Genomic DNA, 19,112 nt, shown 5'->3' on the forward strand with positions numbered 1-19,112 from the left:
ATTCACTCCTTATCTCCGAAACAGGTTGTACTCGTTGCACAACACCAGCACCGCCGGTTCGTCTTCTTCGATGTTGTTATAGCGGGCAACGGGCTGCAAAAAGTGGTTGTCGTGCTCGTCGTCATTCACCGACGACACTTCGCCCACCAGCACGTCCCCAAAGCCGCGTTCGCCCCAGAAGCTGTGATACAGACCGGGCGTGAGACAGATGCTTTCCCCTGGTGTGAGGCGCAGCTGGCTGCCGGGAGCGTGGGTTTGCCGACAGCCGTCAATCGTGACGGTCACGTCGGTGTTTTCGGTCTCTTCATGCGCTCCCGCATTCCATAACTCAATAATCAGGTTCCCGCCGCCCCGGTTAATGATGTCCTCCCGCTTGCGCCAGTGAAAATGCATCGGCGTCACCTGGCCGTCGCGCACGTGCATGATTTTTTCGGCGTAGCATTTCTCATACGGCACGCCGTTGGGGGAGCCGTTGCGCAGGGTAAACAGCGTCAGACCCTGTGCGGAAAAGCTGTTGCCGCCGAAAGCGGTCACGTCCCAGCCGAGCTTGAGGTCAAACACTTCCTGCCACTCGGCCCGATCAAGCTGCTGCCATTTTGTGGGTGGAAAGCTGGCAAACGGCGGGAGATGCACGTCGTGCATGGAAAAGAACTGCCGCGTGTGGCCGAGGATTTCATTAATGTCGGAGCGTTTCATGGGGACTCCTTGAAAACAGTTCCCTCTCCCTGTGGGAGAGGGAAAAGGATCATTTAACCGTCCACCCCTTATACGTGCCGACGTTCTTTTTATCGATCATCGTCACCGGGATCAGCACAGGCTCTTTCGGCGCAGGTTGGCCCTGCAGAATGTCATAGCCGATCTCCACCGCCTTCGCCGCCATCACCTGCGGATCCTGCGCCGGGGTCGCCACAAACAGGGAGTTTTCGCGCTTCAGCGCCTCTTCACCGTCCGGGGAACCGTCCACGCCGACGATAAAGAACTCATTGCGCTGGGCCTGTTTCGCCGCCAGATCGGCGCCGATCGCGGTCGGATCGTTAATCGCGAATACGCCGTCGATCTTCGGATTGGCCGCCAGCAGGGAGGTCATCACTTCCAGCCCGCCTTCACGACTGCCTTTGGCATTCTGGTTGTCCGAGAGCACCTTGATGTCCGGATGTTTTTTGAATTCCGTCTGGCAGCCTTCCACGCGGTTCTGCACCGCGGAGACCGGCGGTCCGTTGATGATCACCACGTTGCCTTTGCCTTTCAGGCGGTCGGTAATGTACTTACAGGCCATTTCCCCCGCCTGGGTATTATCGGAGGTGATGGTCGCATCGGCCCCTTCCGCCGCCACGTCCACCGCCACGACCACGATCCCCGCTTCTTTGGCTCGCTTCACCGCCGGGCCGATCCCTTTGGAATCCGCAGCGTTGAGGATGATCATGTCCACCTTCGCGGCGATGAAGTTATCGATCTGCGACACCTGCTGGCCCAGATCGTACCCGCTGGAAACCAGCGTCACCTTGACGTTATCGCCAGCCAGCTTGCGCGCTTCCAGCTCGGCACCTTTGGTGATCTGCACGAAGAACGGGTTAGCCAGGTCGCCCACCGTCACGCCGATGGACTTCAGATCTTTTGCCTGCGCAAACGGCGTTGCGGCCAGCAGCGCGCCAGCACAGAGCGCGGTCACTAAGGGTTTCAAACGCATCTTGTCTTCCTCGCTTGTAGGGTATTGTTGTTATGCACTTTGATGATGTCGGGTACGGTATTTGTCGATCAGCACCGCTATGATGATCACCGCCCCTTTGATCACCAGCTGCCAGAAGTAGGAGACGCCCATCAGCGTCATGCCGTTGTTGAGGGTGGCGATGATCAGCGCCCCCACCAGCGTGCCGGTGATCGTGCCGATCCCGCCGACGAAGCTGGTGCCGCCGAGGATCACCGCCGCAATCGCATCCAACTCGTAACCCGTGCCGAGGTTGCCGTTGGCGCTGTAGAGGCGCGAGGCGCTCATCACCCCGCCGAGGCCGGAGAGCAGGCCGCTCATGCCGTAGACAAACAGCAGCACCAGCCAGACCTTGATGCCGGTTAAGCGCGCCGCCTGCATGTTGCCGCCGACCGCGTAGATATGAACGCCGAGCGTGGTGCGGCGCAGGATGAACCAGCAGATAGCGATGACTGCCAGGGCAATGACGACGAGCCACGGAATCGGGCCGAGGTAGTTATTGCCGATCCACTCGAAGCTGATGCTGGAGTTAATCACCGTGGTGCCGTCCGCCAGCAGATACGCCGCGCCGCGCAGCGCCGTATAGGTGCCGAGCGTGACGATAAACGGCGGCAGCCCGGCGAAGGCCACCAGCGCGCCGTTGAACAGCCCCAGCACCATGCCGAGCATCAGCGCCGCCGGAATGGAGAGCATCGCGAATTCAGGAATAAGCGAGACCACCATCGCCGCCACCGCCGTGGTGCCGAGAATCGAGCCCACGGAGAGGTCAATCCCGCCGGTCAGGATGATGAAGGTCATCCCCGCCGCCAGCACGATGTTGATCGACGCCTGACGGGTAATGTTGAGCAGGTTACTTTCGGTAAAGAAGTTCGGGGCGATAAAGCCAAACACCGCCACAATCAGGATTAAAATCGGCAAAATGCCGACCGTTTGCATCAGATCGCTCATCAGCATTTTTTTGGCGGAGGCGGATTTCGCCACCTGCTGCGGATGGGTTGGAGTTGTCATGATTGCACCGCCTGATGATGTGTGTCGTTCACGCCGGTTGCCAGCGTCATAATATTTTCCTGAGAGATGTCGCGCCCGTGCAGTTCACCCGCAATGCTGCCTTCCCGCATTACGTACACCCGGTCGCTCATGCCTACCACTTCCGGCAGCTCGCTGGAGATCATCAGAATCGCCACCCCCTTGCGCGCCATCTGGTTCATGATGCGGTAGATCTCGCTTTTGGCACCGACGTCCACCCCGCGCGTGGGTTCGTCGAGAATCAGAATGCGCGGGCCAATCGCCACCCAGCGGGAGATCAGCAGCTTTTGCTGGTTGCCGCCGGAAAGCCCGCCCGCGCGCACCTGAGAATGGGGCACGCGGATGTTAAGCAGGGCGATAGCGTCATCGGAAATGGACTGGGCTTTTTTGCGGTTAAGCATGCCGAAGGTGGCGTCGCGCTCCAGCGTCGCCATGGTGATGTTCTCCTGCGCCGCCAGCTCCAGAAACAGCCCCTGCTCCTTGCGGTTCTCGGTGAGAAAACCAATCCCGTTTTCAATGGCCGCGCGCGGGGAGTGGATCACCACCGGCTCGCCGTCCACCTCAATCATCCCGCCGGTGGCCTTGCGCACGCCGAAAATCAACTGCGCCAGCTCGGAGCGTCCGGCCCCGACCAGCCCCGCCAGCCCGACGATTTCACCGGAGCGCACCTGCAGGCTGCATGGCTGCACTTTTTTACCGTCGGTGAGGTGGTGCACGTTGAGACGCGGGCTGCCGAGAGGGATATCGCGCTCTTTGTTGAACAGATCGCTGAGCGGGCGGCCCACCATCATCTTCACCAGTTCAGACGCGTTCAGCTTGTCGCGCGTCAGGCTGCCGACGTACTGCCCGTCGCGCAGAACGCTCACGCGGTCAGAGAGTTCATAGACCTCCGCCATGCGGTGGCTGATATAGATAATCGCCATGCCTTCATCGCGCAGGCGCAAAATCAGTTCAAACAGGCGGTGGGTTTCGCGGGAGGAGAGGGCGGCGGTGGGTTCGTCCATCACCAGGATGCGGCTATTGCGGTGCAGCGCGCGGGCGATTTCCACCTGCTGCTGCTCGGCGATGGTCAGCTTCATCACCAGGTCGGTGGCGCTGAACTGCGCGCCGAGACGGTCAATCACCGCCTGCGCCTGGGCGGCCATCTCCTTGCGCTGCACCAGCCCGCCGCGCGACAGCTCGCTGCCGAGGAAGATATTTTCCGCGACGGTCAGATTGGGGGCGAGCTGCATCTCCTGGTAAATCAGGGTAATGCCTGCGGCCAGCGCGTCCTTCGGCCCTTTGATGTGAAACGGCTGGCCGTCGATCAGGATCTCGCCGCCGGTGGCGGTATAGGCCCCCGCGAGGATCTTCATCAGCGTGCTTTTTCCCGCGCCGTTTTCCCCCATCAGCGCGTGGATCTCACCGGGGAAGACCGTCAAATCGACGCCCTTGAGCGCGTGGAAATTGCCAAAGGTTTTGGCAATGTGGCGCATCTCTAAAACCGGGGTTCTGCTCATGGCGGATCTCCTGTGAATGTCGATATCTGCACTTCATCACAGGTGCGTAAATGCAAAATGTCAGAAGCTGTTCATATTTGTCATAGTTATGAATAGCAAATGTGGATCACAGTTACGGAGTCAACATGTCTTCACGCCCCCCGTTCTTCTCCAGCGCCCGCGGTCGCCTGCTGATATTTAACCTGCTGGTGGTCGCCGTCACGCTGATGGTGAGCGGCGTGGCGGTGCTCGGCTTTCGTCATGCCAGCCAGATCCAGGAGCAGGTCCAACAGCAAACGCTGGACGACATGACCGGGAGCATGAACCTCGCGCGCGACACGGCCAACGTGGCAACGGCGGCGGTGCGGCTTTCGCAGGTAGTGGGGGCGCTGGAGTACAAAGGCGAGGCCGAGCGGCTGAAGCAGATGCAAACGGCGCTGCGCCGCTCGCTGGAACAGCTGGCGGATGCCCCGCTGGCGCAGCAGGAGCCGGCGCTGGTGGCGCGGATTATTCGCAGAAGCAATGAATTACAGCAAAGCGTAACGGGGATGCTGGAGCGTGGGCAAAAGCGGCATCTTGAGCGTAACGCGCTGCTGAGCTCGCTCTATCAAAGCCAGAGCTATTTACGCCATCTTCAGGACATCAACCGCCGCTTCGGCAGCAACGTGCCGGACGCGCGGCAGCTGATGGAGATGGATCGGCTGATCGCGGCCGCGATTGATACACCTTCGCCGCGTGCTACCGTTCAGCAGCTGGACGCCGTGACCGCCACGCTGCCCCGAAGCGCCATACAGCCGGTCGTGGAGGGCGTTCTGCCCGATTTTAACGCCGAGCTGCGCAAGCTTGCCCCGCTCTCGAAGCAACTGGAGGAGAGCGATCTGTCCATCAGCTGGTATATGTTCCACATTAAGGCGCTGGTAGCGATCCTTAATAGCGATATTAATCAGTACGTTGAGCAGGTGGCGCAGGCTTCCCGGCTTCGCACGGCCCAGAGCCATCACGAGTTGCAATCCATCAGCGTGTTTATCAGCATCTTCGCCGTGCTGGCGCTGATCATCACCGGCTGCGCCTGCTGGTATATCTACCGCAATCTGGGCTCCAACCTGACGGCCATCTCCCGGGCGATGTCGCGACTTGCCCACGGTGAACAGGATGTTTCTGTTCCTGCGCTGCAGCGGCGCGACGAGCTGGGCGAGCTGGCGCGCGCGTTTAACGTTTTTGCCCGCAACACCGCCTCGCTTGAGCACACCACGCGTCTGCTGAAAGAGAAAACCACGCAGATGGAGATCGACCGCATCGAGCGTCAGGGGCTGGAAGAGGCGCTGCTGCACAGCCAGAAGATGAAGGCCGTCGGACAGCTGACCGGCGGGCTGGCGCATGATTTTAACAACCTGCTGGCGGTAATTATCGGCAGCCTTGAGCTGACAGACCCCGAATCAAACGACGCGCCGCGCATTACCCGTGCGCTGAAGGCTGCCGAACGCGGCGCGCTGCTGACCCAGCGGCTGCTGGCGTTTTCCCGCAAACAGTCCCTGACGCCGCATGCAGTAGAGATGCTGCCCCTGCTGGAAAACCTTCGGGAACTGATGCGCCACTCGCTGCCCGCCACGCTTACCCTGGAGATTGAAGCGCAAACCCCGGCATGGCCCGCGTGGATTGACGTCAGCCAGCTGGAAAACGCCATTATCAACCTGGTGATGAACGCCCGGGATGCGATGGAAGGCCAGAGCGGGGCGATCAAAATTCGCACCTGGAACCAGCGCGTGACCCGCAGCGACGGACGCAGGCAGGATATGGTAGCGCTGGAGGTCATCGATCGCGGCAGCGGGATGTCGCAGGAGGTGAAATCCCGGGTTTTTGAACCGTTCTTCACCACCAAGCAGACCGGAAGCGGAAGCGGGCTGGGCCTGTCGATGGTGTACGGTTTTGTGCGTCAGTCCGGGGGGCGGGTAGAGATCGAAAGCGCGCCGGGACAAGGAACGACCGTGCGGCTCCACCTCCCGCGCTCGACGCTGCCCGCCGTCTCGGAGGATGAAGCGCTGGCTGCCACAACGTCCGTGGATCACGAGCGGCTTGTACTGGTGCTGGAAGATGAGGCGGACGTTCGCCAGACCCTGTGCGAACAGCTGCATCAGCTTGGCTACCTGACGCTCGAAGCGGACAGCGGCGAACAGGCCCTGAACATGCTGGCGGCGTCGCCGGATATTGGTATGTTTATCAGCGATCTGATGTTGCCCGGAAGCCTGAGCGGGGCCGAGGTGATTAACCATGTGCGCAGCCATTATCCGCAGCTTCCGGTGCTGCTGATCAGCGGGCAGGATTTGCGCCCGGCGCATAACCCGCAGCTGCCGGACGTTCCGTTACTGCGTAAGCCGTTTACCCGCCAGCAGCTGGCGCAGGCGCTGCGGAAGGTGATGGTAATTTGAGATTCCTCCGCTACCCCGGTTCCCAGCCGTTCATTACCGTAAAGCCAGTCAACCTGCGAGACTGGCCTTATGAAACGTTACTCTACCGTCCTGTTATTTGGTCTGCTGACTTTAACCAGCCAACTGGCGCATGCCGATGTGATTGATGACGCCATTGGCAACATTCAGCAGGCGATCAACGATGCCTACAACCCCAGCAGCAGCCGTAATGACGATGACGACGATCGTTACGACCGCAGCCGTCAAATCGACAGCCGACAGTACGACGATCGTCGTCGGCAGCTCGAAGACAGACGCCGCCGCTTAGACGAGCGTCAGCGCCAGCTGGACGACGACAGGCGTCGGTTAGAAGAGGACGAGCGCAGGTTGGAAGACGATTACGATCGCGGCTAAGTGCGGCCTGTTGCCCTCACCCCAACCCTCTCCCACGGGAGAGGGAGAAAACCTAATCCAGCACAAGTACCATCCCGTCATATCCCGCTTCAATGCCGTCCGGCAGCGGGTTATCCATCATCCATGCGTCAAACTGATGGCTAATGTGCGTCAGGATCACCTGCGGACAGCCAATCACCTCGTTCAGGGAAATCACCGTATTTAAATCACTGTGGTTGCGCGGCGTCTCCGGACGCGGTTCATGGCTGCAGTCGATGATTATCGCCTGTGGCTGATTGTTGAGCAGAAACGTCACCGTTTTATCCGGCAGTCCGGCGGTATCAGAAAGCCACGCCACGCGGCTATGGGCCGATTCCAGCAGATACCCGAAGGTCAGTTTTGAATGGTTGAGCGGCAGCGGCGTGACCCGCAGCCCCTGCAGCTCAAACATCACGAACGGCTCGACCGTGTGGCTGAAATCCAGAATGCCGGGGTGTTTAAACAGGTCGTCACAGCCTGCGTCATCCGGCGGGCCGTAGACCGGGATGGTTGCGCCCACGCCCCAGCGCAGGGGGAACAGCCCCTGGACGTGATCCATATGATAGTGCGTGAGCAAAAACTGCTGGAAGCTGCCCGCCGGCCAGTCGTCCATCAGGTGCGGAATGCCCGCATCCAGCAGGGTGACTGCATCGTTGAATTTGACCACCGCGCTACAGGGGCGACGGCGATAGTTGTCCTGCAAACGCGCCCTGCGACACGCCGCACAGTCGCAGCCAAAGACCGGGACCAGCTGGGCGCTTCCGGTTCCCGTTAACGTGATGGTCAGACTCATAACGCACCTCTACAGCGGTTTGGTGAATCGAAAATGGCTCTGCGTATATCCCTCACGAACGTAAAAACGGTGTGCGTCCGTGCGCTTCACGCTGGTGGAGAGCTCGGTCAGTTCAGCGCCGGCCTGCCTCGCAACGTCTTCTGCCCATGCCAGCAACTGGCTGCCAATCTTTAACCCGCGCGCCTGCGGCATCACCACCAGCTCCTGGATCTCGCCGATCCAGCGGGCGTGGTGCAGGTGAAACTGCATGTGCAGGCCGATCATGCCGACGACATGTCCGTCCAGCTCGGCAAGCTGGTAGCGCATGTTGTGATCCTGAAGGTTGGCCAGAAATCCGGCGTGAAACGCCTGGTGATCGAACTCTGCCTGCTTCAGTTCACAGATCAGGGCGTAAACAATTTGCGCGTCGTCGGCGGTGGCGGGGCGAAGCTGGCAGTCAGGCATGCTGTCTCTCCTTCTGGCGAATAAGCGATAAAAAGGTCTCGACTGACTGTAGCAAACTTCCGTCATTATTGAGGACGTGACAGCCCGACGGAGTGTAGCGCGCCGCACGTTCCAGCCGCTGGTCGATCTCACGCGCATTTTCGCGCCCCCGGCTTTGCAGGCGGCTGCGCAGAATATCCGGAGAAACCTGCAGGCAGACCGGCAGCAGCGCCGCTTCGTACCGGGCTTTGGCCTGCGGCAGATGTGCGCGCGAGCCGTTAACCAGCACGTCGAAGCCCGCGTGCAGCCAGAGGTCGATCTCGATGCCGACGCCGTAATAAAAGCCGTTCGCGTGCCAGCTCAGCGCCAGCAGATTTTGCCCGGCGCGGGTAAAAAACTCCTGCTCGCTCAGGGCGATATGGTTTTCACTGCCAGCGTTCGCCGCGCGTGTAATGTAGCGGTGCGCCACCAGCAGCTGTGAATGTTCACGCTGCCGTAACGCCGACAGCAGGCTGTCTTTTCCCGAGCCGGACGGGCCCATTAACCAGATGAGTCTTCCCATCAGAACACCCTTTTTCCCTGACGCCAGACGTGGTCGATATGAACGTGCTCGCCCTTGCGGTGCGCCAGCACCAGGTCTGCCCGTTTGCCTTCGGCAATCTCACCGCGGTCGTGAAGGTTGAGCGCGCTGGCCGGGTTTTTCGTCACCAGTCGAATCGCCTGCGGCAGCGTAAAGCGGTTGTCCTCGTCGTCTGCAACGCGGAAGGCCGCGTCCAGCAGGCTGGCGGGGTAGTAGTCAGACGAGAGGATATCCAGCAGGCCGAGGGAAGCGAGTTTGCTTGCCGCCACGTTGCCGGAGTGCGAGCCGCCGCGCACGATGTTCGGCGCGCCCATCAGCACGTTCATGCCGTGTTTACGCGATGCCTCTGCCGCCTCGAACGTGGTGGGAAATTCGGCGATCACGCTGCCAAGCTGGTGGGATTCGCGCACGTGATCGTGCGTGGCGTCGTCATGGCTGGCCAGCGCGATATTCCGGTCCCGACACATCGCGGCAATGGAGAGACGGTTCGGCTGCGACCATTGTGCCGCAAGCGCCAGCTGCTCTTCTTCGTAGCGCGCCATCTCCGCGTCGTTGAGCGAGTATTTGCCCTGATAGTATTCACGGTACTTTTCAATGTTGGCGAACTGGCGCTGCCCCGGGGAGTGATCCATCAGGGAGACCAGCGAGACCGGCTCGCGGCCGACCAGCTTTTCAAACAGCGGCAGGGTGGTGTGGTGCGGCAGCTCGCAGCGCAGGTGCAGGCGGTGCTCGGCGCGGTTGAGGCCGCGCTTTTGCGTCTCCTCCACGGCGTTGATCATCTTTTCCAGATTTTCCAGACGATCGCCGCCGTCGCGCACGTCGCCGATCGCCACCGCGTCCAGCACCGTGGTGATGCCGCTGGCGACCATCAGCGCGTCGTGGCTGCTCATCGCCGAATGGGCGGGCCAGTCCACCTTCGGGCGCGGGGTGAAGAATTTATCCAGATTATCGGTATGCAGCTCAATCAGCCCCGGCAGCAGCCAGCCGCCTTCGCCGTCCATCGCTTCAGGAGAACGGCTTTGGGTTTCGGCAAAGGCGCGGATGACGCCGTCCTGGATTTCAACCGAACCCTTCACGACCTCATTTTCCAGCACCAGCCTGACATTATTGATAATCATGCGTTTGTCCCCATTGGGTGCAGCCTGTCCGCCACGCGATTGCGGACGGCGTCGTCGTGGAAGATCCCGACGATCGCCGCCCCGCGCGCTTTGGCCTGTTCGATCAGATCCATCACCGCCGCGCTGTTTTTAGCGTCGAGCGAGGCGGTGGGTTCATCCAGCAGTAAAATCGGATAGTCGACGATAAACCCGCGCGCGATATTCACGCGCTGCTGCTCGCCGCCGGAAAAGGTCGACGGGGCGAGGTGCCACAGGCGCTCCGGCACGTTGAGGCGCGTCAGCAGGCTGGCGGCCCTGGCGGCGCAGGTTTCGCGCGGCACGCCGAGATCCAGCAGAGGCTGCATCACCACGTCCAGGGCGGAGATCCGCGGGATCACCCGCAGGAACTGGCTGACCCAGCCGATCGTTGAGCGGCGCACTTCCAGCACCTTGCGCGCCGGGGCCTGAACCAGATCGACCCACTCTTCGTTATGGCGAATATGGATGTGGCCTTCGTCCGGTAAATAGTTGGCGTACAGTGAGCGCAGCAGGGTCGATTTACCGCTGCCGGAGTGGCCGTGCAGCACCACGCATTCACCCTGACTCACCTCTAACGAGGCGTTTTGCAGCACCGGCAGGCGCACGCCATTTTGCTGGTGGAGCACAAAGGTCTTACTGACATTTTCAACGTGGATCATGTTGGCCTCTCAATTCTGTAATACCGAGGACACCAGCAGCTGGGTGTACGGATGATGCGGGTCGTCGAGCACGCGGTCGGTCAGCCCACTTTCCACCACCTGACCCTGCTTCATCACCAGCAGGCGGTCCGCCAGCAGGCGCGCAACGCCCAGATCGTGGGTGACAATCACCACCGCCAGGTTCAGCTCCACCACCAGGCCGCGCAGCAGGTCGAGCAGGCGGGCCTGCACGGAGACGTCCAGCCCGCCGGTGGGTTCATCCATAAACACCAGCTTTGGATGGGTGACCAGATTGCGGGCAATTTGCAAACGCTGCTGCATACCGCCGGAAAAGGTGGTTGGCAGGTCGTCAATGCGCGAGGCGGGGATCTCCACCTCCTCCAGCCAGTGCTGTGCGGTGGCGCGGATGTTGCCGTAGTGGCGCGCGCCGGTGGCCATCAGCCGTTCGCCGATATTGCCTCCCGCCGACACCTGACGGCGCAGGCCGTCCATCGGGTGCTGATGCACCACGCCCCACTCGGTGCGCAGCAGGCGACGGCGCTCGGCCTCGCTTATGTCGTAGAGGGAGCGTCCCTGATACAGGATCTCGCCGTGTTGCGGCGTCAGACGCGCGGAGATGGACTTCAGCAGGGTGGTTTTGCCGGAGCCGGACTCGCCGACAATGCCCAGCACTTCGCCCGGCCACAGCTCGAACGACACGTCGCTGAAGCCTTTTCCCGGCGCATAAAGGTGGGTCAGGTTATTAACCGAAAGCAGCGGTTTCATTGGCCGTTCGCCTCGCTCTGTTGGCGGCAGTAATCGGTGTCGGAGCAGACAAACATTCGTTTGCCCGTATCGTCCAACACCACTTCATCGAGATAGCTGTGTTTGGATCCGCAGATGGCGCACGGCTCGTCCCACTCCTGCACCGTAAACGGGTGATCGTCGAAATCCAGGCTTTCGACACGTGTATACGGCGGTACCGCGTAGATGCGTTTTTCACGTCCGGCACCAAAGAGCTGCAGGGCAGGCATCATGTCCATCTTCGGGTTATCGAATTTTGGGATCGGCGACGGGTCCATGACGTAGCGCCCGTTGACCTTCACCGGGTAGGCGTAGGTGGTGGCGATATGGCCGAAGCGGGCGATGTCTTCATACAGTTTGACCTGCATGATCCCGTACTCTTCCAGCGCGTGCATGGTGCGGGTCTCGGTTTCGCGCGGCTCGATAAAGCGCAGCGGCTCCGGGATCGGCACCTGGAAAATCAGAATCTGATCTTCCGTCAGCGGAGTCTCCGGAATGCGGTGGCGAGTCTGGATCAGCGTCGCGTCTTCGGTTTTTTCGGTGGTGTTGACGCCCGTTACGCGCTTAAAGAAGTTGCGGATCGACACGGCGTTGGTGGTATCGTCCGCTCCCTGGTCGATAACCTTCAGCACGTCCGCTTCGCCAATCACGCTGGCGGTGATCTGAATGCCGCCCGTGCCCCAGCCGTACGGCATCGGCATTTCACGGCCACCAAACGGCACCTGATAGCCCGGAATAGCCACCGCTTTTAAAATGGCGCGGCGGATCATGCGTTTAGTTTGCTCGTCCAGATAGGCAAAGTTGTAGCCGCTTAAGTTAGCCATTGGCGCGCTCCCGTTGCAGGCGTTTCAGCAGTTCCAGTTCGGCCTGGAAATCGACGTAGTGCGGCAGCTTGAGGTGCGAGACAAAGCCTGCGGCCTCGACGTTGTCCGCGTGGGCCAGCACGAACTCTTCGTCCTGCGCCGGGCCGGCAATGTGCTCGCCGTAGTCCGGCGCCTGCAGGGCGCGGTCAACCAGCGCCATCGCCATCGCCTTGCGCTCGCCGAGGCCAAACACCAGCCCGTAGCCGCGGGTAAAATGCGGGTCTTCATTCTCTGGCGCGACGAAACCGTTGACCATTTCGCACTCGGTCATCAGCAGTTCGCCGACGTTCACCGCAAAACCCAGCTCTTCCGGCACGATTTCGACGTCGAGATAGCCGCTGCGGATCTCTGCCGCGAACGGGTGGTTGCGCCCGTAGCCGCGCTGTGTGGAGTAGGCCAGCGCCAGCAGATAGCCTTCGTCGCCGCGCATCAGCTGTTGCAGACGGGACGAGCGTGAGCACGGGTAGACCGGCGGCGTGCGGGTGATGTCGTCCGGCGTGGCGCCAGTGTCTTCTTCCGCTTTCGCCAGCCCCTGGTTTGCCAGCAGGCTGAAGACGTGCGGAGACGGTTCCTGTTCGACGTCTGAAGTGCTGAGCGTTGGGGCTTCGCCGTTCGCCAGCAGCGTGAAGTCCAGCAGACGATGGGTGTAGTCGTAAGTCGGGCCAAGCAGCTGGCCGCCGGGAATGTCTTTATAAATGGCAGAGATTCGGCGCTCCAGGCGCATTTCCGCCGTGTTCACCGGCTCGCTGACTGCCAGACGGGGAACGGTGGTGCGCCAGGCGCGCAGCAGGAAGATGGCTTCCACGTTATCGCCGCTGGCCTGCTTCAGCGCCAGCGCTGCAAGCTCGCGGTCAGCAACGCCGCCCTCGGTCATCACGCGGTCAACCGCGAGGTTAAGCTGTTGCTCAATCTGGGCGACGCTCAGCTCGGGAAGCTGTTCATCGCCCCGGCGTCTGTGCTCCTGTAAGGCATGAGCGGCGGCGATCGCCTTTTCGCCTCCTTTGACGGCAACGTACATCAGCACACCTCCACGTGGGTAGTCCGCGGGATTGCCAGCAGGCGCTCGCCGCAGGTCAGGATCAGGTCAATGCCGAGCGGGAACGGGTGCGGGCGCTCGGTCAGCTCATGGATGATGCACTCCGGCAGTTGGGGCGCGACCATCCGCTCGTCGGCGATGCCTGCGCCCGTCAGGCGCAGCATGCGGCCACCGCTCAGGCTGGAGACCTGCAGGATCAGCGTGGCGCTGGTTTCCGGTGCGACGGCGCTGCCTTCGCTCAGGGCGTTAAGCTGTTCATGGCTGATCTGTTCGTCGGCCACGGCAAAGACCGCCTGCTGGGGCTGATCGACCAGCGGCGCGCTGGTGTGAAAGCGCAGGTTCTGGCTGGCGATATCGTTCAGCAATGCGCCTGACAGCCATACCGGGGTGTCGTTGTCCGCCAGCGTCAGCAGCACGCTGGTGGAGGCGAGGTTCAGCGGCAGCCAGCCCTGCGAGAGCTGGTGCAGGGAGACGATCACGCCGGGCTCGCTCATGGCCTTCAGCAGGCGACGGAAACTCTGTTGGGCATCCTGGACGGCCAGGGTAAAAGCAGGTTGAAGCGTCATGCGTTGTCTCCGCGAACGAGCGTAAAGAAGTCGACCCGGCTGGTGTTCACTTCGGCCTGACGCGCGGCAAGGCGTGCGGCGCGGTCGGCTTCCAGCGGGGCAATAAGGGTTTCCATTAACGTCTGGAAATGCGGGTGTTCCTGTAAAAGCGCGTCGATCACCGCGCAGCGCTCGGCGTGCGTTTTGTCTCGCCCAAGTACGTAGCTATAACCCAGCGTGCCGCTGTTAAGGCGGATAGCCGCGCGGGTGAGGGTGGCATCGCCGGCGAAGAAGCGCTCGCCGGTGCCGCCCATGCGTGCCTGGATCTGCACCAGGCCGATCTCCGGCGCGCGGATCGTGTCGTAGTCTGGCGTCAGGCCGAGTGCGTTCATGCGGGCGGCCAGCGCAGCAGGCTGGCTATGGGCCAGCACGCGCATCCAGCGCTGTCGGGTGGAGGTGTCGAAGTGCATTCAGTGCTCCATGGTGAATTCAATCATGTCGGCGCGGGTCAGGCTGACGGAGTATTCCGTCGCGTTGATCTCGCCGTCACGGTGGTTGAGGGTGCGCACGCAGAGCAGCGGGGCCATGTTGGGGATCTCCAGCACCTTGCTCTCTTTCGCCTGTGCACGGCGGGCGCTGATGCGCGTCTGGGTGCGTTTGAGCGCAATACCCGTCGCGTCCTGAAGGAAATCATGCAGGGAACCGCTGGCGAAATGTTGCAGCACGGGCCAGAGGGTTAGGTCCGCGAAGTAGTGGTCGATCTGACAGACCGCCACGCCGTTGACCCGGCGCAACGTACGCAGGTGTACGACGTTGTCGCCCTCCTGAATCCCGAGCGCATCCGCCACGTGGCGGGAGGCCGGGCGCAGTACCGAGAGCAGCTTTTCGCTGGTCGGATGGCTGCCCTGATCCAGCAGATTCTGGCTAAAACGCGCCTGGGCGTTGAGCGGGTAGTCAAACGGGCGCATCAGCACCAGCACGCCGACGCCCTGACGGCGCTGGACCCAGCCGCGCTCCACCAGCTGGTCAATGGCGCGGCGCAGGGTGTGGCGGTTCACTTCGTAGCGGTCTGCAAGTTGCTGCTCGGCGGGCAGGTAGTCACCGCAGCGGTAATGCGTGCGCAGCTCCACTTCGAGCCTGGCCGCAATTTCTTGCCAGCGGGTAGGGTAACTGGTCGGATGTCTGGATAAGTGCATACCAATCAAAGCCTCGCTAATCAGATGAAGTGCTTACGCAAGCGTTGAGAGAGGAAATCCAGCAGGCTGACGGTGACGATGATGAGCACCATCAGGGCGCAGGTTTGCTGGAACTGGAAACCGCGAATCGCTTCCCACAGGGTGACGCCAATCCCGCCTGCGCCCACCATACCGACTACGGTGGCGGAGCGAACGTTGGACTCGAAGCGGTACAGGGAGTAGGAGATCAGCAGCGGCATCACCTGCGGCAGGACGCCGTAGAGGATCTCTTCGATTTTGTTGGCGCCCGTTGCGCGGATGCCTTCCACCGGGCCGGGCTCGATGGCTTCGACCGCTTCCGAGAGCAGCTTGGAGAGCACGCCGGTGGTGTGGATGAACAGCGCCATCACGCCGGCGAACGGACCCAGGCCAACGGCGACCACGAACAGCATCGCAAAGACCATTTCGTTGATGGCACGACAGGCGTCCATCAGGCGACGCATCGGCTGGTATACCCACCACGGCACGATGTTTTCGGCGCTCATCAGGCCGAACGGAATGGAGAGAACGACGGCGAGGGCGGTGCCCCAGACGGCGATTTGCAGGGTGATCGCCATTTCGCTGAGGTAGTCCTGCCACTGGCTGAAATCCGGCGGGAAGAAGTCGGCGGCGAAGGTCGCCATGTTGCCGGAATCTTTGAAGAGCAGCAGCGGATCCATCTCCGCGCCCTTCCAGGAGATAACGAGTACCGCCAGCAGGATGGCCCAGCTTATGAGCGAGAACCAGCTGCGCTTCGGCGGCGGGAGGGTGATGGTTTGCATGTTGGCTCCTTAATCTGTTCTCCCTCTCCCCCAAGGGAGAGGGGACTTGTGTTACTGCACCGCTTTATTCACGCTCGTCATCGCACCCAGCGCGGCGGTCAGGCGGTCGAGGTCTTCCAGCTGGGCCTGGATTTCAGAGACTTTGCTGGTCTTCTCCTCTTCCTTCAGCCCTTTGTTGTCCTTCACGGCCTGCATCTGCTTAAACAGCGCCAACTGGCGAATCGGGACCAGCTGCAGATCGCTGGACGCGCGGAACGGTGCCCAGCCCAGACGTTCCAGAACCGCTTTCTCTTCCGGCGTTTTGCCGTAGTTCATAAAGAAGTCGTAGACCTTGTCCTTGGTGCTTTCGGAGAGATTTTTGCGCCAGACGATCGGGTCGCCGGGGATCAGCGGTGATTTCCAGATGACCTTCAGCTCTTTCAGCTTGTCCGGCGCGGAGGTTTTCAGCTTGTCGAGGTTTTCGGTGTTGTTGGTGGCAACGTCCACCTGCTTGTTCGCCACGGCCAGCGCGTTGGTTTCGTGGCTGGCGTTGACGGTGCGCTTAAAGTCGCTGGCGGAGATGTTGTTTTTCGCGAAGACGTAGTAACCAGGGACGAGGAAGCCGGAGGTGGAGTTCGGATCGCCGTTACCAAAGGTCAGATCTTTGCGTTTGGCGATCATGTCGTTGAGGTTGTTGATCGGGCTGTCTTTGTTCACGATCAGCACGCTCCAGTATCCTGGAGAACCATCTGCCGCAACGGTCTGGGCAAAGACCTGACCGTTGGCGCGGTCCACCGCTTCCATGGCTGAAAGGTTGCCGTACCAGGCGATGTCCACTTTGTTAAAGCGCATCCCCTGGATGATGCCCGCGTAGTCCGGGGCGAAGAAGGCGTTCACTTTGATCCCCAGTTTGGTTTCCATATCTTTCAGGAACGGTTCCCACTGCGGCTTCAGGTTTTGCTGTGATTCCGTTGAAATGATGCCAAAGTTCAACGCTTTTTCCTGCTCTTCGGCGTACGCCGGGCTTAACAGGGTGCTGATGCTGAACATGCTGGTGAAGGCCAGCGCGGCAACGGCTTTGTAGTTCATTTCCATTCCTCGTTATCGGGGCGTTAAGCAGCCTGCGCGCGTTCTTCGACGCGGTTTACGCTGCGGTAGAGATGGTCAAAACGTTCGTTATCAAACTGGTGGCTGGCGCCATCGAAGAACACGTGGCCCTGACGCAGGGCGACGATGCGCTCGCAGTAGCGCAAGGCGTAATCCACCTGATGCAGCGTCACCACCACGGTGATGCCGTCGTTCTGGTTGATGTCGCGCAGGGTTTCCATCACGATGCGGGCCGACTCCGGATCCAACGAGGCGATGGGCTCATCGGCCAGAATGATTTTGGCTTTCTGCATCAGGGCGCGGGCGATAGCGACGCGCTGCTGCTGCCCGCCGGACAGCGTGGACACGCGCTGGTGGGCGAAGTGCGCCATGCCGACGCGGGTCAGCGCCTGTAAGGCTTCCTGCTTCTGTGATGGGGAGAACCAGCGCAGGCAGGTGCGCCAGAACGGGGTGCTGCCGAGCGCGCCAATCAGCACGTTCTCCAGCACCGTCAGGCGGTTCACCAGGTTGAACTGCTGAAAGATGTAGCCCGTCCGGGCGCGGCTTTTGCGAATATCGCTCGCCAGACGGCCCGCATGCTGCACGGTGTTACCCAGCAGCTCGACGCGGCTTTCCGGCGCTTTATCGCAGGTAATAAGGCCACTTAAGTGACGCAGAAGGGTGGATTTTCCTGAACCGGACGGCCCCAGCAGCGCCACCATTTCGCCCTGCTGGACGGTCAGATCAACGGCATGCAGCGCCTTGTTGTGATTGAAGGTCTTGCTCAGTTTCTCGACGCGGATGACAGTGTGCATGTGCTGGGCCTCACGATAAATGTGGCCTCATGCTGGCGCATCAATATGACATTTGGGTTAAGTGCAGGTTGCGGGAGTTTGAAGAGTTGAGGGGAGTTTGATGACAGGCGGAGGCAGACCGCCTACCGCCCGAAAATTAGTGCTGCTGCTTAACGACGTTAATCATCCACGGCACGCCGTACTTGTCGGTGACCTTACCAAAGCCGTGCGCCCAGAAGGTTTCCTGCCAGGCCATGTCGATATTCCCGCCATCGGCAAGGTTGTCGAACCAGCGCTTGCCTTTTGACACATCCTGCGTGTCGAGCACCAGCGTGAAGCCCGCGTACTGTGCGCTGCTGCCCGGCGGCAGCCCGTCGCTCATCATGATATCGCTGCCCGCAATGCGAACGTTGGAGTGAGCGATAGCCGAATCCGGAAACTGCATGCCGGACGGACAGCCTTCTTCGCTGTTATCGCTTTTTGGCATTTCGCCGAAGGTGATTTTATAGAGGAGTTCTGCGCCGACGGCTTGCTGATAGAAGGCGGTAGCCTCTGCACAGTTGCCGGCAAAAGAGATGTAGGGACTTAACGGCATAATCTTTACCTCACGTAAGAAAAGCCCGTTAAGTGTAGTTCCCGAAAGCCCGGTAAGCGAAGCGCTACCGGGCGGGTTAAATCAGTTCTTTTTCACGAACTCAGATTTCAGTTTCATCGGACCGAAGCCGTCAATTTTGCAATCGATATTATGATCGCCTTCCACCAGACGGATATTCTTCACTTTGGTGCCGATCTTCAGCATGGAAGAGCTGCCTTTCACCTTAAGATCTTTCACCACGGTGACGCTGTCGCCATCCGCCAGCAGATTACCGTTGGCATCTTTGACGATCAGTGCATCAGCGTCCTGCGCTGGCTCGGCATCATTCCATTCGTGTGCACATTCCGGGCAGATGAACATGCCATTATCTTCGTATGTGTATTCAGAATTGCATTTTGGGCAGTGTGGGAGTTGCATGTCGGTATCCTCAAAAGTGTTAACGCGCTGGAAAGTGCCAGCTAAATGACGGCAGAGTGCCGAAAAAGGCGGCAAGTATAACGCAAATCCACACTTTTGTCGGTGCTATTGTGAATTTAAAAAACGCAGAAAATGTGTTGCGAGTGACACTTACTGTCAGTCAGCTAAGCGATGCTAACGTCATTAACACGGTGGAAAGAGAAGTCGCTAAATATATCGAATATTTTATTGCGGCAAATTGCTACGCACCTTCATTTCGGATAAGGTGAAGCAACGCATTGTTATTTATCTTCGAACTTTACTGCCATGCATTTCTTATGTTGGCGGCCTATCCCTCTCTTTTTAGGTGGGTAAATAATGATGATATATCCTGAAGCTTCT

Annotated in this window: 22 protein-coding genes; 2 read left to right on the top strand and 20 right to left on the bottom strand. The window is 60.3% G+C overall.

Annotated features, from left to right (window positions below; translation table 11 throughout):
- Window positions 1–9: 9 nt before the first annotated feature.
- From IM271_RS14205 to IM271_RS14220, 4 genes are read right to left on the bottom strand one after another with little or no spacing between them, the layout of a single operon-like run.
- Entirely contained in the window at window positions 10–696 is a 687-nt protein-coding gene (locus IM271_RS14205; RefSeq protein WP_048999403.1) for a D-lyxose/D-mannose family sugar isomerase, read from the bottom strand.
- 49 nt (window positions 697–745) lie between these two features.
- Window positions 746–1,687, bottom strand: a complete 942-nt coding sequence (locus IM271_RS14210) for an ABC transporter substrate-binding protein (RefSeq protein ID WP_193052765.1) — start codon at window positions 1,685–1,687, stop codon at window positions 746–748.
- 30 nt (window positions 1,688–1,717) lie between these two features.
- The gene (locus tag IM271_RS14215; RefSeq protein ID WP_028015198.1) at window positions 1,718–2,713 is read right to left on the bottom strand and encodes a ribose ABC transporter permease; all 996 of its coding nucleotides are present in this window, start codon (window positions 2,711–2,713) and stop codon (window positions 1,718–1,720) included.
- The gene (locus IM271_RS14220) at window positions 2,710–4,230 is read right to left on the bottom strand and encodes a sugar ABC transporter ATP-binding protein (RefSeq protein WP_028015199.1); all 1,521 of its coding nucleotides are present in this window, start codon (window positions 4,228–4,230) and stop codon (window positions 2,710–2,712) included. Before IM271_RS14220 ends, IM271_RS14215 begins: the two co-directional genes overlap by 4 nt.
- A 125-nt stretch (window positions 4,231–4,355) precedes the next feature.
- Here IM271_RS14220 and IM271_RS14225 point away from each other — a divergent pair, with 125 nt between their 5' ends.
- Both IM271_RS14225 and yjdP read left to right on the top strand, forming a co-directional pair.
- The gene (locus IM271_RS14225; RefSeq protein ID WP_048958902.1) at window positions 4,356–6,635 is read left to right on the top strand and encodes an ATP-binding protein; all 2,280 of its coding nucleotides are present in this window, start codon (window positions 4,356–4,358) and stop codon (window positions 6,633–6,635) included.
- A 69-nt stretch (window positions 6,636–6,704) separates the two neighbouring features.
- On the top strand, window positions 6,705–7,028 hold the full coding sequence (gene yjdP / locus IM271_RS14230) for a DDRRRQL repeat protein YjdP (RefSeq protein WP_028015201.1): 324 nt from the start codon (window positions 6,705–6,707) through the stop codon (window positions 7,026–7,028).
- Between the two features lie 52 nt (window positions 7,029–7,080).
- On the opposite strand, the gene phnP is transcribed toward yjdP, so the two are convergent.
- From phnP to IM271_RS14310, 16 genes are all read right to left on the bottom strand, one after another.
- Window positions 7,081–7,839 (bottom strand): phosphonate metabolism protein PhnP, encoded by a 759-nt coding sequence (gene phnP, locus IM271_RS14235; RefSeq protein ID WP_028015202.1) that lies wholly within the window; start codon window positions 7,837–7,839, stop codon window positions 7,081–7,083.
- Between the two features lie 9 nt (window positions 7,840–7,848).
- Window positions 7,849–8,283: an aminoalkylphosphonate N-acetyltransferase gene (gene phnO, locus IM271_RS14240; protein WP_028015203.1), complete on the bottom strand. Its 435-nt coding sequence runs from the start codon at window positions 8,281–8,283 to the stop codon at window positions 7,849–7,851.
- The gene (gene phnN, locus IM271_RS14245; protein WP_028015204.1) at window positions 8,276–8,827 is read right to left on the bottom strand and encodes a ribose 1,5-bisphosphokinase; all 552 of its coding nucleotides are present in this window, start codon (window positions 8,825–8,827) and stop codon (window positions 8,276–8,278) included. Before phnN ends, phnO begins: the two co-directional genes overlap by 8 nt.
- Window positions 8,824–9,960 (bottom strand): alpha-D-ribose 1-methylphosphonate 5-triphosphate diphosphatase, encoded by a 1,137-nt coding sequence (phnM, locus tag IM271_RS14250; protein WP_088204508.1) that lies wholly within the window; start codon window positions 9,958–9,960, stop codon window positions 8,824–8,826. Before phnM ends, phnN begins: the two co-directional genes overlap by 4 nt.
- Complete coding sequence (phnL, locus tag IM271_RS14255) at window positions 9,957–10,637, bottom strand: phosphonate C-P lyase system protein PhnL (RefSeq protein WP_049137611.1); 681 nt, start codon at window positions 10,635–10,637, stop codon at window positions 9,957–9,959. Before phnL ends, phnM begins: the two co-directional genes overlap by 4 nt.
- Window positions 10,638–10,646: 9 nt before the next feature.
- Window positions 10,647–11,402 carry a phosphonate C-P lyase system protein PhnK gene (phnK, locus tag IM271_RS14260; RefSeq protein ID WP_045261067.1) on the bottom strand — a complete coding sequence of 252 codons (756 nt, stop codon included), beginning with the start codon at window positions 11,400–11,402 and terminating at the stop codon, window positions 10,647–10,649.
- A complete protein-coding gene (gene phnJ / locus IM271_RS14265) occupies window positions 11,399–12,244 on the bottom strand; it encodes an alpha-D-ribose 1-methylphosphonate 5-phosphate C-P-lyase PhnJ (RefSeq protein ID WP_041911512.1) in 846 nt (281 codons plus the stop codon). Before phnJ ends, phnK begins: the two co-directional genes overlap by 4 nt.
- Window positions 12,237–13,301, bottom strand: a complete 1,065-nt coding sequence (locus IM271_RS14270) for a carbon-phosphorus lyase complex subunit PhnI (protein WP_193052766.1) — start codon at window positions 13,299–13,301, stop codon at window positions 12,237–12,239. The genes phnJ and IM271_RS14270 overlap by 8 nt, the downstream gene beginning before the upstream one ends.
- Complete coding sequence (gene phnH, locus IM271_RS14275; protein ID WP_045630769.1) at window positions 13,301–13,885, bottom strand: phosphonate C-P lyase system protein PhnH; 585 nt, start codon at window positions 13,883–13,885, stop codon at window positions 13,301–13,303. The genes IM271_RS14270 and phnH overlap by 1 nt, the downstream gene beginning before the upstream one ends.
- A complete protein-coding gene (gene phnG / locus IM271_RS14280; protein ID WP_028015211.1) occupies window positions 13,882–14,334 on the bottom strand; it encodes a phosphonate C-P lyase system protein PhnG in 453 nt (150 codons plus the stop codon). Before phnG ends, phnH begins: the two co-directional genes overlap by 4 nt.
- A complete protein-coding gene (gene phnF, locus IM271_RS14285; RefSeq protein WP_041911508.1) occupies window positions 14,335–15,060 on the bottom strand; it encodes a phosphonate metabolism transcriptional regulator PhnF in 726 nt (241 codons plus the stop codon).
- 20 nt (window positions 15,061–15,080) lie between these two features.
- The gene (gene phnE / locus IM271_RS14290; RefSeq protein WP_028015213.1) at window positions 15,081–15,860 is read right to left on the bottom strand and encodes a phosphonate ABC transporter, permease protein PhnE; all 780 of its coding nucleotides are present in this window, start codon (window positions 15,858–15,860) and stop codon (window positions 15,081–15,083) included.
- Between the two features lie 51 nt (window positions 15,861–15,911).
- Window positions 15,912–16,928 (bottom strand): phosphonate ABC transporter substrate-binding protein, encoded by a 1,017-nt coding sequence (gene phnD / locus IM271_RS14295; RefSeq protein WP_028015214.1) that lies wholly within the window; start codon window positions 16,926–16,928, stop codon window positions 15,912–15,914.
- Window positions 16,929–16,951: 23 nt separating this feature from the next.
- On the bottom strand, window positions 16,952–17,740 hold the full coding sequence (phnC, locus tag IM271_RS14300; RefSeq protein ID WP_028015215.1) for a phosphonate ABC transporter ATP-binding protein: 789 nt from the start codon (window positions 17,738–17,740) through the stop codon (window positions 16,952–16,954).
- A 136-nt stretch (window positions 17,741–17,876) separates the two neighbouring features.
- Complete coding sequence (gene yjdN, locus IM271_RS14305; protein WP_193052767.1) at window positions 17,877–18,314, bottom strand: VOC family metalloprotein YjdN; 438 nt, start codon at window positions 18,312–18,314, stop codon at window positions 17,877–17,879.
- 81 nt (window positions 18,315–18,395) lie between these two features.
- Window positions 18,396–18,731, bottom strand: a complete 336-nt coding sequence (locus IM271_RS14310; RefSeq protein ID WP_047366881.1) for a zinc ribbon domain-containing protein YjdM — start codon at window positions 18,729–18,731, stop codon at window positions 18,396–18,398.
- Window positions 18,732–19,112: the final 381 nt, after the last annotated feature.

It is taken from the genome of Enterobacter cloacae complex sp. I3 (assembly GCF_014896175.1).
In the GTDB taxonomy this organism is placed as follows: domain Bacteria; phylum Pseudomonadota; class Gammaproteobacteria; order Enterobacterales; family Enterobacteriaceae; genus Enterobacter; species Enterobacter bugandensis.

What these genes read in the sequence shown, in the direction of transcription:
- IM271_RS14205 (WP_048999403.1), bottom strand. Translation starts at nt 696, where the DNA reads ATGAAACGCTCCGACATTAATGAAATCCTCGGCCACACGCGGCAGTTC.
- phnD (WP_028015214.1), bottom strand. Translation starts at nt 16,928, where the DNA reads ATGAACTACAAAGCCGTTGCCGCGCTGGCCTTCACCAGCATGTTCAGC.
- phnJ (WP_041911512.1), bottom strand. Translation starts at nt 12,244, where the DNA reads ATGGCTAACTTAAGCGGCTACAACTTTGCCTATCTGGACGAGCAAACT.
- IM271_RS14220 (WP_028015199.1), bottom strand. Translation starts at nt 4,230, where the DNA reads ATGAGCAGAACCCCGGTTTTAGAGATGCGCCACATTGCCAAAACCTTT.
- phnL (WP_049137611.1), bottom strand. Translation starts at nt 10,637, where the DNA reads ATGATCCACGTTGAAAATGTCAGTAAGACCTTTGTGCTCCACCAGCAA.
- phnE (WP_028015213.1), bottom strand. Translation starts at nt 15,860, where the DNA reads ATGCAAACCATCACCCTCCCGCCGCCGAAGCGCAGCTGGTTCTCGCTC.
- IM271_RS14210 (WP_193052765.1), bottom strand. Translation starts at nt 1,687, where the DNA reads ATGCGTTTGAAACCCTTAGTGACCGCGCTCTGTGCTGGCGCGCTGCTG.
- IM271_RS14225 (WP_048958902.1), top strand. Translation starts at nt 4,356, where the DNA reads ATGTCTTCACGCCCCCCGTTCTTCTCCAGCGCCCGCGGTCGCCTGCTG.
- phnH (WP_045630769.1), bottom strand. Translation starts at nt 13,885, where the DNA reads ATGACGCTTCAACCTGCTTTTACCCTGGCCGTCCAGGATGCCCAACAG.
- IM271_RS14310 (WP_047366881.1), bottom strand. Translation starts at nt 18,731, where the DNA reads ATGCAACTCCCACACTGCCCAAAATGCAATTCTGAATACACATACGAA.
- phnC (WP_028015215.1), bottom strand. Translation starts at nt 17,740, where the DNA reads ATGCACACTGTCATCCGCGTCGAGAAACTGAGCAAGACCTTCAATCAC.
- phnM (WP_088204508.1), bottom strand. Translation starts at nt 9,960, where the DNA reads ATGATTATCAATAATGTCAGGCTGGTGCTGGAAAATGAGGTCGTGAAG.
- phnO (WP_028015203.1), bottom strand. Translation starts at nt 8,283, where the DNA reads ATGCCTGACTGCCAGCTTCGCCCCGCCACCGCCGACGACGCGCAAATT.
- IM271_RS14270 (WP_193052766.1), bottom strand. Translation starts at nt 13,301, where the DNA reads ATGTACGTTGCCGTCAAAGGAGGCGAAAAGGCGATCGCCGCCGCTCAT.
- phnF (WP_041911508.1), bottom strand. Translation starts at nt 15,060, where the DNA reads ATGCACTTATCCAGACATCCGACCAGTTACCCTACCCGCTGGCAAGAA.
- yjdN (WP_193052767.1), bottom strand. Translation starts at nt 18,314, where the DNA reads ATGCCGTTAAGTCCCTACATCTCTTTTGCCGGCAACTGTGCAGAGGCT.
- phnK (WP_045261067.1), bottom strand. Translation starts at nt 11,402, where the DNA reads ATGAAACCGCTGCTTTCGGTTAATAACCTGACCCACCTTTATGCGCCG.
- phnP (WP_028015202.1), bottom strand. Translation starts at nt 7,839, where the DNA reads ATGAGTCTGACCATCACGTTAACGGGAACCGGAAGCGCCCAGCTGGTC.
- yjdP (WP_028015201.1), top strand. Translation starts at nt 6,705, where the DNA reads ATGAAACGTTACTCTACCGTCCTGTTATTTGGTCTGCTGACTTTAACC.
- phnG (WP_028015211.1), bottom strand. Translation starts at nt 14,334, where the DNA reads ATGCACTTCGACACCTCCACCCGACAGCGCTGGATGCGCGTGCTGGCC.
- IM271_RS14215 (WP_028015198.1), bottom strand. Translation starts at nt 2,713, where the DNA reads ATGACAACTCCAACCCATCCGCAGCAGGTGGCGAAATCCGCCTCCGCC.